Origin of the sequence: Flavobacterium tyrosinilyticum (assembly GCF_023656565.1) — a bacterium.
Taxonomy (GTDB): Bacteria; Bacteroidota; Bacteroidia; order Flavobacteriales; family Flavobacteriaceae; genus Flavobacterium; species Flavobacterium tyrosinilyticum.
The window spans coordinates 1067798-1081963 of record NZ_JAMOKG010000002.1 but is presented as its reverse complement, the minus strand read 5'-3'; the positions used below and the strand labels follow the sequence as shown (position 1 = coordinate 1081963).

The 14166-nt window shown below is 33.4% G+C and carries 13 protein-coding genes; 3 read left to right on the top strand and 10 right to left on the bottom strand.

Annotation, left to right across the window (positions count from 1 at the left end):
- Window positions 1-124 precede the first annotated feature (124 nt).
- A complete protein-coding gene (locus NCC77_RS12460) occupies window positions 125-2548 on the top strand; it encodes an ABC transporter permease (protein WP_250835856.1) in 2424 nt (807 codons plus the stop codon).
- A gap of 230 nt (window positions 2549-2778) precedes the next feature.
- On the opposite strand, the gene NCC77_RS12455 is transcribed toward NCC77_RS12460, so the two are convergent.
- The 4 genes from NCC77_RS12455 to NCC77_RS12440 all read right to left on the bottom strand — a co-directional run bounded on the left by NCC77_RS12455 (window position 2779) and on the right by NCC77_RS12440 (window position 4779).
- On the bottom strand, window positions 2779-3417 hold the full coding sequence (locus NCC77_RS12455; protein WP_250835855.1) for a DUF417 family protein: 639 nt from the start codon (window positions 3415-3417) through the stop codon (window positions 2779-2781).
- A gap of 79 nt (window positions 3418-3496) precedes the next feature.
- Window positions 3497-4309 carry an AraC family transcriptional regulator gene (locus NCC77_RS12450; protein WP_250835854.1) on the bottom strand — a complete coding sequence of 271 codons (813 nt, stop codon included), beginning with the start codon at window positions 4307-4309 and terminating at the stop codon, window positions 3497-3499.
- A gap of 9 nt (window positions 4310-4318) precedes the next feature.
- Complete coding sequence (locus tag NCC77_RS12445; protein ID WP_250835853.1) at window positions 4319-4657, bottom strand: Lrp/AsnC family transcriptional regulator; 339 nt, start codon at window positions 4655-4657, stop codon at window positions 4319-4321.
- Window positions 4639-4779: an Lrp/AsnC family transcriptional regulator gene (locus NCC77_RS12440; protein ID WP_250835852.1), complete on the bottom strand. Its 141-nt coding sequence runs from the start codon at window positions 4777-4779 to the stop codon at window positions 4639-4641. Before NCC77_RS12440 ends, NCC77_RS12445 begins: the two co-directional genes overlap by 19 nt.
- A gap of 98 nt (window positions 4780-4877) precedes the next feature.
- On the opposite strand from NCC77_RS12440, the gene NCC77_RS12435 reads away from it, so the two are divergent.
- A complete protein-coding gene (locus NCC77_RS12435; RefSeq protein ID WP_250835851.1) occupies window positions 4878-5798 on the top strand; it encodes a DMT family transporter in 921 nt (306 codons plus the stop codon).
- Window positions 5799-5915: 117 nt separating this feature from the next.
- On the opposite strand, the gene NCC77_RS12430 is transcribed toward NCC77_RS12435, so the two are convergent.
- Window positions 5916-6470: an NAD(P)-binding domain-containing protein gene (locus tag NCC77_RS12430; RefSeq protein ID WP_250835850.1), complete on the bottom strand. Its 555-nt coding sequence runs from the start codon at window positions 6468-6470 to the stop codon at window positions 5916-5918.
- A gap of 163 nt (window positions 6471-6633) precedes the next feature.
- Here NCC77_RS12430 and NCC77_RS12425 point away from each other — a divergent pair, with 163 nt between their 5' ends.
- Window positions 6634-9648, top strand: a complete 3015-nt coding sequence (locus tag NCC77_RS12425) for a sensor histidine kinase (protein ID WP_250835849.1) — start codon at window positions 6634-6636, stop codon at window positions 9646-9648.
- Here NCC77_RS12425 and NCC77_RS12420 read toward each other — a convergent pair.
- From NCC77_RS12420 to NCC77_RS12400, 5 genes are read right to left on the bottom strand one after another with little or no spacing between them, the layout of a single operon-like run.
- Window positions 9645-10274, bottom strand: coding sequence for a response regulator (locus tag NCC77_RS12420; RefSeq protein WP_250835848.1), 630 nt, complete (start codon window positions 10272-10274; stop codon window positions 9645-9647). The genes NCC77_RS12425 and NCC77_RS12420 overlap by 4 nt on opposite strands.
- A 3-nt stretch (window positions 10275-10277) precedes the next feature.
- Window positions 10278-11708, bottom strand: a complete 1431-nt coding sequence (locus tag NCC77_RS12415) for a glycosyltransferase family 2 protein (protein ID WP_432442322.1) — start codon at window positions 11706-11708, stop codon at window positions 10278-10280.
- Between the two features lie 12 nt (window positions 11709-11720).
- Window positions 11721-12542, bottom strand: a complete 822-nt coding sequence (locus NCC77_RS12410; protein ID WP_250835846.1) for a hypothetical protein — start codon at window positions 12540-12542, stop codon at window positions 11721-11723.
- A 2-nt stretch (window positions 12543-12544) separates the two neighbouring features.
- Window positions 12545-13759 (bottom strand): tetratricopeptide repeat protein, encoded by a 1215-nt coding sequence (locus NCC77_RS12405; RefSeq protein ID WP_250835845.1) that lies wholly within the window; start codon window positions 13757-13759, stop codon window positions 12545-12547.
- The gene (locus NCC77_RS12400) at window positions 13759-14124 is read right to left on the bottom strand and encodes a response regulator transcription factor (protein ID WP_250835844.1); all 366 of its coding nucleotides are present in this window, start codon (window positions 14122-14124) and stop codon (window positions 13759-13761) included. Before NCC77_RS12400 ends, NCC77_RS12405 begins: the two co-directional genes overlap by 1 nt.
- Window positions 14125-14166: the final 42 nt, after the last annotated feature.

The following is a 14166-nucleotide window of genomic DNA, read 5'->3' as shown; positions in this document are numbered from 1 at the left end:
TTTGGCAGATTTTAGCAGACTATTTTTTGATTAAAAAAATCTGCCAAAATCTACAACTCGAGCGATAGCCAACAGATGAAGCAAATCTGCGTGAAACTAACCCCAAAGCAAAAACACCAATAAGATGCTTAGAAACTGGATCAATATATTTATATATCAAATTAAACACAGTAAATTATTTACTGCTCTCAATATTCTCGGATTATCAATTGGAATTTCAGGTTTAATTTTCGCGCTTCTTTATTGGAACGACGAACATAGTTACAATGCCTGGAATCCAGAAAAAGATAAGGTTTATCAGGTTTTGGTTCAGCTGGGTGACATGCCGGCAGTTGCCGAAAACTCGGTTCGATTAAAAGCATATTTAGAAAATGATTCTAATGTGGAGACAATCGTTTATGCAGACGATTGGTATCAGAAAGACAAAATAATCTATAAAGGAAAAAAAGAATTTACAGATAAAATTATCAATGTGGAAAGTGGTTTCTTTTCTCTTTTTCCATTTAAAATAATTCAAGGAAATAGCTTTTCGGCTCTAAAAGAAAGCTCAAGTGTGGCAATTTCGCAAAATATTGCAAAAAGATTGTTCGGCACCGAAAACCCTATTGGCAAACAGATTAATTGCCTATCAGAAACGTTCACTGTCAAAACTGTTTACAGCATTCCAGGAAATTCTTCAATCGCCCCGACAGTAATTGTCAATAAAATGAAAGATTTAGTCGATTTGAGCAAAAACCAAGGTTTGTTTGTTTTAAAAATACTTTTAAAGGTTAAAGATCCCTCAAAAATTGAGAGTACCAGGACAATGCTCGAAAAAGTATACTATGACGAAATTATTGTAAAAAACTCGAAAGAAGCTGGAATGTCTCCTGCTGAAATGGAAAAGAAAATTGGCCATTTTAAAGTCTTTATGGAACCGCTGTCTGAATCTAGATTACATTCTATATTAGACGGTTATCCAGAAGGAAGAGGCAATTATCAATTTCTCTTAATAATGGCTGGATTGTCTATTTTGATCTTGACTTTATCAATTGTCAATTATATTAACATGGCAACAGCAAACGCCATTAAACGTGCTAAAGAAGTTGGAATACGAAAGATTCTTGGAGCTTCAAAAAGCAAAATTGTTTTACAGTTTATTTTTGAAACGGCTTTAATTACCTGCTTTTCTATTTTATTGGCATTGGTCATTGTTGAGTTAACGCTTCCTTACTACAATAATTTTCTTGGTAAAAATCTAACGATCATAAATGCCCAATTCTACTTGCAACTTGTTATTATCTTTAGTATTACAATTTTAGCAGCTGGCTTATTTCCTGCACTTTATGTTTCTAATTTTGAAACGATAAATGTATTAAAAGGTAATTTTGAAAGAAGTAAAAATGGCATTTGGCTTCGTAACGGAATGCTAGTCTTTCAATTCTCGATTGCTGCATTTTTTATCATTGGCTCTAACATAGTTTATAAACAAATAGAATATTTAAGCAATAAAGATTTAGGTTTTAAAGGAGATCAAGTTATTGCTGTTTCTTTAAATTTTCCTTCGTCTTATTTTGAAGGAGAGGCAAACACTAAGAGAATTTATAATCGATACAATACGATAAAAGAAGAGTTATCAAAGCTAAACGGTATTTCTAAAGTTTCGACAGGACTGCTTGCATTTGACGGAAATGATAATTCTTTGTGGCCAGTCTGGTACAAAGAGGAACTCTTTAAACAAAAAGCAATTGGAATAGATTATGGAATGCTAGATCTGATGAACATAAAAATCATTCAAGGACGTGACTTTAATACAAAACTAGCTTCAGATACGGTAAATTCTGTTTTGATAAATGAAACAGCATTAAAACTGATGAATATTAAAAATCCGATTAACAGCGAAATTAGAATTGGCAATCAACCCATGAAAATTATTGGAGTTGTAAAAGATTTCAATCTTCTAAGCCCAGAATCCAGTATCGTACCAATGACTTTCTATCATATTAAATCTTTGGATATGGCTGCAGAGATGAACGTTGTTTACATAAAACTAAAGCCAGAAAACATACAAAACACCATTGCAGGCATTGAAAATTTTTGGAAAGCAAAAGTAGATTCCGAAAATCCTTTTCAATATGATTTTGTTGATAAGCAATACGCCAGAACTTATGAGTCGTATGTGAAACAAAACAACTTGTTTTCACTATTAAATATTGTCGTAATTCTAATTGCTCTTTTTGGATTATTTGCTTTAGCCTCTTATTCCATTCAAAGGAGAATGAAAGAAATAGCGATTCGAAAAACTTTGGGCGCAGAAACCAATATCTTATTAAAAGAATTGTCTAAACAATATGTAGTTTATTGTGCAATAGGTTTTCTTATTGCTGTATTTCCTGCTTATATTTTATTGCAGAAATGGCTGAATAATTTTGCTTTTAGAATCGAAATTCCGATGCTGCCATTTCTACTTTCCTTTTTGCTTTTATTATTTCTAACCTTATGCATTGTTTTAGCAAAAGCGTATCAGGCAACAAAAGTAGATGTCCTGAAATATTTAAAATATGAATAATTAGTTTTGAGTTTTTTTATTTCACGCAGATTTGATAAGATTTAAGCGGATTAGGCAGATGTTTTTTAGATTTTAAAAATCTGCTAGAATCTGTAAAATCTGCGTGAAACTAATCCCACAAAGCACGCTTTGTATTAATGTGTTTAAGTATTTAAAATACGAATAATTAGTTTTGAGTTTTTGTAAAAAGCTGTGCAAGTCTGAGCCCTTGCACAGCTTTTTTTATGAAATTATATTCCGTTAGGAATATCTCGTCGGTAGAAAAAAAATCGTTTTAAAATTTCCTTTGCATTGTCTGAAGCTACAAGCAATCCGCCACTCATCATGATAATGTCTTTGAGAACCAGACGGCCTCCGACAGAAAGATACGGAAAACCAAATTCTGGTGTTGGAAAATCTCCGCCCAAATTCGGCACGTAAACTTCTGGTGTTGTGATTAAAAACGATAAAGTCACAAATGCCATTCCGAACGTTAGAAGTCCGCCCACAAAGCCTATTTTAGGAAACCAAATTCCTAAAAGAACCAACAAGCCAATGGTCACAATAACAGTTCCTAATCCGTAAGAGAAAATATAAGTTCCGTTGGCTTCATGCCATTTAATATTTTTCTCCAGAGTTTTACCTTCAACGTTTTTGTAAAGTTTGTAGGCTTTGACGGTTTTACCATCTTCATTCACAACTTGTTTATTGGCATCTTTATAAAAGAAACTCATAAACGGACTATTCGCAACTAGCGGAACAATTCCGTCAGCTTCATATTTGAACGCTTTTAATCCGCCAATCCATGCCATTACAACAAATATGGCAATTCTTAAAAAGTGAATAAAGTTGTTTTGTCCACCAGCAATAAATCGTATAAATTTTTCCATTTTGATTCTATTTTAAATACATACCAAAATTACTATACTGCTATCTGGATAAAAATGGACTAAAAGGAGTTTTCATGGACTATTTTGCCACGATAGAAATGCCGACTTCTTTTCTGAATTCTTTAGGAGAAATGCCCACACTTTTCTTGAAATATCGGCTGAAATAAAATTCGTCTTCAAAATTAAGATCGTCTGCGATTTCTTTTATCGTCTTCGTTGTTAAATGCAACTGTTTTTTGGCTTCCAAAACAATGCGATCCTGAATAAGCTGAGAAGGCGATTTTCCGAAATGCTTTTTGATTCTTTTACTGAAAGTATTTACACTTAAATTGTATTTAGAAGCATAAAAAGCGACTTCTTTGGCTTCAAGAAAATGAGTGTCTAGCAAATACTGAAATTTCAAAATATCAGCATTTCCAATAAATTCCTGAATCTGTGGTGACATTTTGAGCTGTTTTTCTTTACTGCTCAAGGCGAGAATAACCTGCAAATAGGACTTTAAAATTGAATTATCATAATCCAGTTCAGAGTCTTCTACCCTTTTCATTCGTTCCATAATGCTCGTGATTTCTTCGTAAATAAAATCGGAAACCGTTACAAAAGGTTCGCTATAAATATCATTGAATAAAATTCCGTTGCAGGCCACTTCTTTTTTATGGTATTCAATGCAATAAAAATCGCCATGAAAACTGAGAACATTTATAAAAGATGCAGTCGAGCTTTTCCATTGCAATAACTGATATGGCGTTAAGAACAAAAGACATTTTCCTTGGCATTCGTAATCGGTTAAATCAACAGAAAAAGCCGCTTTTCCATCAAACATTAAAATGTTGTAATACGGCTCGTTGATTCCCTTTTCAAGAAAAGAAGATTGTTTCAGTTCGATTTTCATTTTACTAAACTACAATGTAATTGGAATATTCAGTCCTAATTTTTCTACTCCCATTGCGACAACGGTTCTAAATCTCTTAACATTTTTATTCGCAAAAAATAACTCTCTTGTAAGCTTTTCATAATCTGCCATTGATTTTGCTATAATTACTAAAACAAAATCAGATTCACCAGTAACGTAATAGCATTGTTGTACAGCCAAACAAGATACAAATAACTTTTTGGTTTCATCAATCAAATCGATTTGTTCATTTTCCAAAAATACTTCAACAATTAAGGTAACAGGATTTCCTAGGGCTTCTCTCTCTAGAATTGAAATATCTTTCTTGATTATGCCTTCTTCACGCATTCTTTTTTTATTCTTCGCTGTACTGCAGCAGCAGATAAACCAATTGTTTCTCCAATATCTCGTTGCGGAGTTAAATTATTTTTTTGAAGGATTTCTAGTATTTCTTTATCAAAACTATCCATAAATGAAACAAAATTGCAAATTCGTCTTCAAATTTAAACAAAATAACCTTTAAAAATGATGCAATTTTGCATTCTATAAATTAATAATGAACACAAAAATGAGTAAATCAATATTTAAGGGATTTCTTTTGGCTATTATAGCGGCCATATTTTGGGGAATTTCGGGAACGTTTGGACAATTTTTATTTCAAGAAAGACGAATAAATGTAGAATGGTTAATTACGGTTAGAATGTTAGTCTCAGGAATTATACTTTTATTTTATTCAAAAATAAGTCAAAAAACTGCTTTATTTGAAATCTGGAAATCTAAAAAAGATGCTTTTCAATTATTACTATTTAGCATTGCCGGAATGCTTTCTGTACAATACACCTATTTCGCTGCAATAAAACATTCTAATGCTGCAACTGCTACCATATTGCAATTCTGTGGCCCAATTATCATTGCCGTTTACTTAGCCTTAAAATTTAAGAAACTACCCAAAGCAAAAGAAACATTAGCTATTATACTTGCCGTAACTGGAACGGTACTCTTAGTAACGCATGGCAATCTTAATAAACTAGCTATTTCTGGAACTGCTTTATTTTTCGGACTTAGTTCTGCAGTTGCTTTGGCCATTTATACGTTACAACCAGCTAAATTGCTTCATAAATATAAACCTTCAGTCGTAATTGGTTGGGGAATGTTTTGCGGTGGTTTTGCCTTTAGCTTTATCAAAGCTCCTTGGCAAATAGAAGGACAATGGGATTCACTTACCTTTTTATATACCGCTTTAATAATTGTATTTGGAACTTTAATTGCATTTACATTCTATCTTAATTCCGTGAAAATTATTGGAGCTCAAAAAGCCAGTTTATTAGCATCTGCTGAGCCACTTGCTGCCACTATTTTAGCTGTTTATTGGCTTAAAACACCTTTCTCTGTGATTGACTGGATGGGAAGTTTATTAATAGTTTCGACTGTCTTTTTGTTGAGTAAAAGCACTGAAAAGAAAGCTATCTTAAAAACCGATTTAGACTAATCTTTAACTTTTTAAAGAAATAGCACCAAAAATGTCCCAGAAAGTTAGCTTTTCTGGGAGCATTTTAAGTTGAACAATTCTAATTTATTCAAAGCTGGTTTCGTAATATATTCCTCTTTAATTCAGGAAACAAGAATGCACTGGAAGTTGGTACAATTCTTCAAAATCTACTCCAATAAGATTTAGGCTTTTAAAAAATGTTTTGGCTTTATTTTTTGCCTGTTTATTCAATCCTGTATAAAATATTTCATTACCATTCTTCTTTTGGTTTATTATAGAAAACACTTCTGGATTAACTATATTAAGAACCTTTATAACATGAGCTTCCGGCAAAAGAGAAGCAATAATTTCAGGTGATGATTTTGAATTTGGCTTCAAGCATTCTAAACTAAAAATAGGATTGCTCTCGTATATAATTACTTTTTCGTTCATATCTGGCAAATCTGTCAAGAATAATCCAACATCTTCACGCGGAATAAACACTATCAAAATGCTGGCTTTTGCAGCTTCATCTTTGCTAACCAATTTTACGTTCTCTCCCAAAGTCTGCGCCATATCTTTAAACTGACGATTTTCGCGTGTAGAACTTAATAATACCTGATGCCCAGCCCCTACCGCACGGTTCACAAAATCCATTGTAAAACTACATAAACCAATTACCCCTACCTTCATACGTTTTGCATTTTGCTTTTAACCTTATAACGCAAATATAGCGGTACAAAGTACTATAAGACTTATTTTTGCTGTGCCAATAAATCTACAACGTTGTAGATTTAAAACTACAAACGGCAAATTGTGATTTATGTTTGCTAAGTTTGTTCTATAATTTAGTCAGATGCCAAAAATAGCGGTTCATATTTTGCGTTACTGTTGTTTTCTGCTTTTGCTCATTACAACCAAAATGGCCTGCCAAGAAAACTACTCGGCGAGATGGTACACTGCAGATAATAACGAGCTGCAGCAGAATAGCATAAAAGCAATTGTTCAGGGCAAACACAATTTTATATGGATGACGACCGAAAATGGCATTGTCCGATATGACGGAAATAATTTTCTTGTTTTTAATTCTTCCAACACCTCTTTAGAACATACCCGTTTTACAGATATTTTTGGAAGCATCGAAAAAGACAGTCTTACCAGTTTTAACGAAAGCAAAAAAGAGCTTGTCTTTATCCGAAATGGCAAAGTCCAAATACTCAAAAAAAGCGCTAGCAATTCTAGTTTAGTGCGAAACGGCAGACGTTTCTTTTTTCACGACGGTCTTCCCTCAAACTATAGCATTAATGAGCGTGAATCTTATTATATCAGATTATCTAATGGAAATATATTTTTTATAGATAATCAAAAGGTCGAATTATGCGATTCTAAAATGAAAAGCATTTCTAAAACTGCCTTTCAAAACGATAATGTTTTTAATTTTTTTGCAATCGACAATTCTCTTTTCTATCTCGCAGATAATGGCGATTACTACTGTTTTTCTAAAAAAGGCAAATCTTCTGGAAAGCTAAATGCATTAGTTTCAAAAAACAATCGTAAACTATATTGGAATATTACGACAGGACAGGTTTTTCTTTCTATAAAAAACAAAATCTATCAGCTAAAAAATCAAAATGACCATTTAACAGCCCAATTAATTGTCGAATACAGAGATTTTGAAACAAGTAATATTATCGCTATTTATTTTGACCAGAAAAACAAAAAACTGTATTTAGGAAGCGGTACAAACGGATTGTGTATTATTTCTTTTCCTGTGTTTAAAACAGTAACCAAAAACAAAGGAAAAGCTGAAGTTTACTATGCTGCACAAGCTTTTAGCGACAGTACCGTCATCACTTCTGAAGGGCTGATTATTAGCAATAAAGGAGTTCTTAACAGTATTCCTTTTCCTAAGAGCGTTTATCTGGATGAAAGAATAAACATCGCTCTTGATGACGAAAAAAATATCTGGATCAGCCGGGGAATGAAAATACTTTGTTATCTGAAAAAATCAGCATATAAAGAATATCGCACCTACCCTTTTGATCAAAACCCGAAAACAATATTTAAAGATAACAGCAATACCATCTGGGTTGCTTTGAGTCTGGACGAGTTTCACAAGCCCAAATTATATTCCATAAAAAATGGAGTTTCGAAGCTTGAAGCAGTTTTGAAAAACAACATTAATTATATTGTCCAGCAAAACAATATTCTGTACTTGGCTGGAGATAACGGTTTGTTTCTTTATAATCTAAAAACCAAAAAGTTAGATTTTGCAAAAAATACCGAAAAAATAAATATTCGAAGTGTCTTTATAGACAGTAAGCAAAAAATTTGGCTCACCACATACGAAAAAGGCTTTTTTCTGTATGAAAACCAAATGCTGCATTCTTTTCCAACAGATGAAGAGCATTATCTTAACACGACACACTGCATCATTGAAGATAAAAATAATTTTTTCTGGATATCTACCAACAAAGGACTTTTTCAAGTTTCTAGAAAAGCGCTTCTTCAATATATTAAAAATAAAAACACCGTTATTTACTACCATCAATACACTAAATCGGATGGTTTCCTGATTAACGAATTTAATGGTGGATGCCAGCACTGCGGCAATTTTCTAAAAAATAATGATATCGTTTTTCCGTCCATGAATGGCATCGTATTTTTTAATCCTTACAAAGTAGCTCCTTTACTGCCTGGCAAAGAACTTTTTATTGACAGGATTGTTTTGGATCAGAAAACAATTGATCCAAAAGACACCATTGTTTTAAACAACAACTTTCAAAGGGTTAGTTTTTTGGTTTCTTATCCTTATTATGGCAATCCTAAAAATCTGGCTATCGAAGCAAAAATGGACAAAATTGGCAGTGATCACTGGGAACGATTAAAAGCTGACAAATCGATATCTTTTACCACGCTTCCTCCTGGAACTTATAAACTTACCTTTAGAAGTTTATCTGGTTTTAATGCCAATTACGCCTACAAAACTGTAATTCTTGTTGTGCCTGCAAAATTTTACCAGACGATCTGGTTTGCCATTCTCTGCGGTATTCTGGCCGTTGGTTTTGTAATTTCGATCTGGCATATCAGATTGTATTATCAAAGAATGAAAAGAAGACAGCTGGAAGAAGTAATTGCGAAAAAAACCAAAAAATTAGCCTCTACGGTTAAAAAGCTTGAAAAAACGGAAAACAATCTAAAACAAGAAATTAAACAGCACGAAATGCTGGTTAAAAGTGTGAGCCACGATATAAAAAGTCCGTTAAAATTCTTGTCTTCTTCTATAAAACATATTTCGGAAAACAGCAGTATTCAAGACGACCAACGCCTCAAACAGCAATTAACGACCTTACAGACTTCGACATCTCAGCTTTATGAATATGTAGAAAATCTAATAAAATATTCTTCTATTTTTATTGAAGGAAAAAAACTGGAAGACGAGAGTTATTCTTTGCATGAATTGATCGAAGAACGAATCCAGATTTTTGAAAAGATTGCAGAAGCAGAAAACGTTTCTATTGCCAATAATGTAGAAAAAGGTTTTTGTGTGAGAACCAACAAGAAAGCGCTTTCTATTATCATTCATAATCTGATTGATAATGCCATAAAAAACACCAAAAACGGAAGAATTGAGCTCTTATGCACGATTCAAGAAAATATTCTGACTTTAAAAATTATAGATAATGGTAAAGGAATGAGTAAAGAACTTATTGATTATTACCATAATTTTTATAAAAACCCAATTTCAAAAAATTACCATCTCGGACTTCATATGATTATCGAACTTCTTATTCTTATTGAAGGGAATATTAACATTATTAGTGATCTTGATAAAGGAACTACAATCGAAATTATGGTAGAATACAACTAACTCTGAAACGTATTATATAAATTAATGAGTTCTACCAGATTATTGACTTTTAATTTCTCAAAAACCCTCGCTTTGTAAGTACTCACGGTCGACATGTGAATATTGAGTTTGTTTGAAATTTCTAAATTACCATTTCCTTGAACCAGTAAATCTGTAATTTGAAGTTCTCTTTTAGACAAACCTTCCAACGGATTTAAAGTCTTTTTACTCGTCTGAATATTTACTAGTTTACTAAATAATTCAGAAGAAATATACGTTCCAGACTCGAAAATTGAAGTAATAGCAAACATGATTTTTTCTTCACTGCACAATTTGTCTACATAACCGTTGGCACCAGAAGAAAGATATTTTAAAGCATATTGTTCTTCTTCGTGCGCTGAGAAAATCAATATTTTCACCTCGGGCTGAATGGCTCTTATATCGGTTATCATATCAGTGCTTTTTCCGCCTGGAATATTGATATCTAAAATCACTAAGTCAAAAGGGAGATTTTTTAAAAGTGCAATCGCTTCAAAGAAATTTTCAGCATTCGAAATGGCAACATCATCAAATTGTCGCTCCAAAATCATGGCCACTCCATTTCGCACTACCAAATGATCATCAACTATTAAAATTTTCTTTGTCATCTTCTATTTCTTCGTAAATCCTTTTCTGGTCATTTCTCCCCAACCTTTAGTCCCCATCATTTTTTCTTTATAACCAATTAACGCCGCATAAACTGTAAGCGGATGAAAGTAAAACGGCTCAATAAAAGCGGCCATTAGTAATTTGAAAAAATCGGCCTGTTTTGGGTATTTATGATAGGTTTTTTCTTCGCTGTACAAAGCAATCACCGAAAAGAACACTGCAAAGGTATACACAAAAAGCAGCAGCAAAAAGAAAAAATGCCAGTTTAGCAACCCGAATACTATAAATACAGCGGTTATAACCAAACCGATGAATTCTATTGCAGGCGCTAGAAACTCAAACAGAGTCCAATACGGCACGCTTAGCATTCCTAATAATTTATATTTTGGATTTAAGAACATTCCGCGGTGAATGCTTAATGTTTCTATAGTTCCTCTCATCCAGCGGGAGCGTTGTTTTTTGAATATTTTGAAATCCTCGGGCGCTTCGGTCCAGCAAAGCGGATCTGGAATATAACTCACCGAATAAGGCAGTTTATTGTCGAGCATATAACGGCGCATTCTGACAATGAGTTCCATGTCTTCTCCAACCGTTTTGGTGCTGTACCCGCCAGAAAGAATGGCTATTTCTTTGTCAAAAGCTCCAAAAGCACCACTAATAAGTAATAAACCATCTAATTTTCCCCAAGCCATTCGGCCTAAAAGAAAAGCTCTTAAATATTCTAAAACCTGAATTCTCGAGAGCATCACATCTGGAACATTTACTTCCACCAAGCGTCCGTTTTTAATTACACATTGATTGGCAATTCGCACCACTCCTCCTGTTGCAATAATTCGTTTTCCGTACGATTCTAAAAATGGTTTTGCGAGTTTTAAAAGCGAATCTTTATCTAAGATACAATCGACATCGATACAAACTACGTAAGGATTTTGGGCAATATTAAGTCCGACATTTAAGGCATCGGCTTTACCCCCATTTTCTTTGTCAACGACAATCAGTTTTTTGAAAGCGGCATTTTTAGAAGTGTAAATTCCTCTGATTTTTTTGGTTTCAATCTGCGGATGAAAATCCAAATCAGTCAAAACCAAATCGTAGGTTTTGGTTAAGATTTCCATCGAATTGTCTTTACTTCCGTCGTTGACCACAATAACCTGATAATTGTTGTAATTCAGTGAAAGCAGCGATTTTACATTTTCTTCGATAGTTAAACCTTCATTATAAGCCGGCGCAATAAGCGAAAGTTTTGGTGCGAACTCGCTGGTTAACAAAACCTCATAATCTACAAAGCTGTTTCGTTTAAGGTATTTTCTAAGCTCTTTTGTAGAAATATAAGCCAACATTAAATAAGAAGATATGATTAGTATGGCGTAACCCAATATAAGGAGTATATATACATCCAAAAACCACGTTATTTCAGTATTAAAAAAAGTCATTTTCTTATAATATTATGGTGTTAAGGTCTGTAAAAGACTCTGTGCTTTGTATTTAATTACAGTATTTGATGTATTGTCTGCCAAATGAACAACATAAGGAAGCTTTTGTGTTAGTTTAAGTTCTTTTATCAGTTTTAAACCAAGTGCAATTACAGTCGTATTTTGCGATTCTAACAAATGTTCAATTCCTTCTCTATCACCAATATCGTGTTTTTTAAAAGCACCAATGATATTTAACTGCATCCAATCGTCAATAGGATCTGAATGTTCTACAAGATATTTTATGCTTTCAGTGCCTTCAAGTTTAATAGCCGCATTTAGTGCTACAATTTTTAATGTTTTCTTTCTGGCTTTAGAATAAACAATAATCTGATCAAAAGCTTCATTGATATTAAACTCTGCCAGTTCGGTGATTCCTTTGCATTTTACCTCCCATTTCAGGCTTTTCAATTTTTTGAATGAATCTTTTATCAGTCCAGAATCTTTATAAAAATGTTCTAATTTTTGAGCATAAACACCTTCATAGTTTTTATGCAGATTGATAAGAGATTCTGTCAAAACTTCTCTGAAAAAAGAAGTGTCAAAAAGAACTAGGAAATTTTTGTCCTTCTTTACTTCGGCAAACGGAACATCTTCAAAAATAACAGCCGACAATATCTTATCTATTATTACACTGTATTCTTTGCTTAGACGTTCTCGCTTTATTTTACCGTTTCTGCTGGCAACAATAATAAGATATAGAATAAGTGAAGCCGCTATGAACAGATAAATCGAGAAAGTAAGAAAAGGCACTTCCCACTGACCTTGTTTATATAGTTCCCAGATTTCAGTCATTATTAAAAACGTTTTGTTACAATTAACTGCACATTAAACTTGTTTCTATATTCGCCAGGTACATATTCCTCATCTTCATAAAGGAAAATCGGGCGTACAAAGAACGAATCGCCAAAACGATGCTGATACTGAATTCCAATTCTATACGCTTTTAGAGGTTGCGTAAAATTATTGTATAGATACAAATAAGGAACGTTTCCGTATTGCAATTCCAGTCTGATAAGACGTTCTTTTTCTTCGTTTACACGCTGCACACTTAAAACATGAGAAAACAATTCGTTCGAAGTATCATAATAAGGTCTGTAAGCAAAACTATAAATTCCGGCGTTATAGGCCACTTGTCCAGTAAGCAGCGTAATATCGTCGGTATCAAAATGCATAAATCTTGCGCCAAGCGAAAAATCAAAATGTTTCTGTGGCTTAAAATAATATTCTAAACCTGCTTTGGCTACAGGAAATATAGTTTCTCCTGTTGATATCCCAGCATTTGCATACAAATAGCTTTTGTTTGAAAAGGTTTGATAGAAATCGGTTTCAAATAACATTTGAGTTTCATTGCTCACATTTCCAATATTTGCCCTTCCTACAATTGCCGATTTGCTGAATTTATGCGAATACTCTGCATATCCATAATGAAATGGAGATTGACCAGGATCTGAGGTTGAAATATTAAGATAAGAAAACGAAACAGCATTTTTTGCTTTACGCCCAATAAGCGTACGGATTCCTCTGAAAGCCTGCGTGCTATTATCTATATAAGATGCTTTTTCTATCAAATCTAAGGCTTCCTGATCGCGGTTTAATTTCTCCAGACAAGTTGCTTTAATCTTCAAAACATCAACCGATTTTGGATCAATGGCCAGATATTTATCGCAATACGAAATGCATTTTTCATAATCTTCTGTCCAAAAATAGACATTTACAAGTGCTTGTAAAGCTTCGAGATTCGGATTATTTCGGTCTGCCATTGGAGACAAAATTTTGATAGCAGTTTTATATTCTTTTTTCCAGCTGTAAATGCGTCCGGTATAAATTTGTATATCTTCGTTTTCAGGATATTTGGCGCGTAGAGGTTCTATAATCGATAAAGCTTTATCGTAGTTTTCTTTTTCGACTTCGCGCTTCACATTGGCCAAAGCCTCGTCTATATTGATTTCTTGTCCAATTGCAACAGAAGAAATAAAAAGCAGGAAAATAGAATAATAAATAAACTTCATCAGATTCGGGTTTTTAGTAGTTTATTAATCCTCACTAAAAGTACAGCCGGACTTACTGGTTTAGCAATAAATTCGTTTGCTCCAATATCAAAAGAGTCAAGCTCGGTCTGCTCAACTCCCGAAGAAGTCAATATAATAACAGGAGTATCAGATTTAAGGTTCTCTCTGACGTGTTGCGTAATTTCCATTCCGCTAACACCCGGCATGTTTATATCAGTCAATATTAAGTCATAGTTTTCTTTTTCGATTGCGTCCAACGCCTCTTTACCATCAGAAAACTGGTCAACACTAAATCCTTTCGACTCTAAGAAAAAAGATAACGATTTGCGTAGGATATCATTATCTTCGGCTACAATAATTCTCATTTTTTATTTTTTTATCTGGGGATATTCAAAATTATAACTTCT

Bases quoted from the DNA above. Each gene is read 5' to 3' on its own strand.
- NCC77_RS12460 (WP_250835856.1), top strand. From the start codon at position 125: ATGCTTAGAAACTGGATCAATATATTTATATATCAAATTAAACACAGT.
- NCC77_RS12455 (WP_250835855.1), bottom strand. From the start codon at position 3,417: ATGGAAAAATTTATACGATTTATTGCTGGTGGACAAAACAACTTTATT.
- NCC77_RS12450 (WP_250835854.1), bottom strand. From the start codon at position 4,309: ATGAAAATCGAACTGAAACAATCTTCTTTTCTTGAAAAGGGAATCAAC.
- NCC77_RS12445 (WP_250835853.1), bottom strand. From the start codon at position 4,657: ATGCGTGAAGAAGGCATAATCAAGAAAGATATTTCAATTCTAGAGAGA.
- NCC77_RS12440 (WP_250835852.1), bottom strand. From the start codon at position 4,779: ATGGATAGTTTTGATAAAGAAATACTAGAAATCCTTCAAAAAAATAAT.
- NCC77_RS12435 (WP_250835851.1), top strand. From the start codon at position 4,878: ATGAGTAAATCAATATTTAAGGGATTTCTTTTGGCTATTATAGCGGCC.
- NCC77_RS12430 (WP_250835850.1), bottom strand. From the start codon at position 6,470: ATGAAGGTAGGGGTAATTGGTTTATGTAGTTTTACAATGGATTTTGTG.
- NCC77_RS12425 (WP_250835849.1), top strand. From the start codon at position 6,634: ATGCCAAAAATAGCGGTTCATATTTTGCGTTACTGTTGTTTTCTGCTT.
- NCC77_RS12420 (WP_250835848.1), bottom strand. From the start codon at position 10,274: ATGACAAAGAAAATTTTAATAGTTGATGATCATTTGGTAGTGCGAAAT.
- NCC77_RS12415 (WP_432442322.1), bottom strand. From the start codon at position 11,708: ATGACTTTTTTTAATACTGAAATAACGTGGTTTTTGGATGTATATATA.
- NCC77_RS12410 (WP_250835846.1), bottom strand. From the start codon at position 12,542: ATGACTGAAATCTGGGAACTATATAAACAAGGTCAGTGGGAAGTGCCT.
- NCC77_RS12405 (WP_250835845.1), bottom strand. From the start codon at position 13,759: ATGAAGTTTATTTATTATTCTATTTTCCTGCTTTTTATTTCTTCTGTT.
- NCC77_RS12400 (WP_250835844.1), bottom strand. From the start codon at position 14,124: ATGAGAATTATTGTAGCCGAAGATAATGATATCCTACGCAAATCGTTA.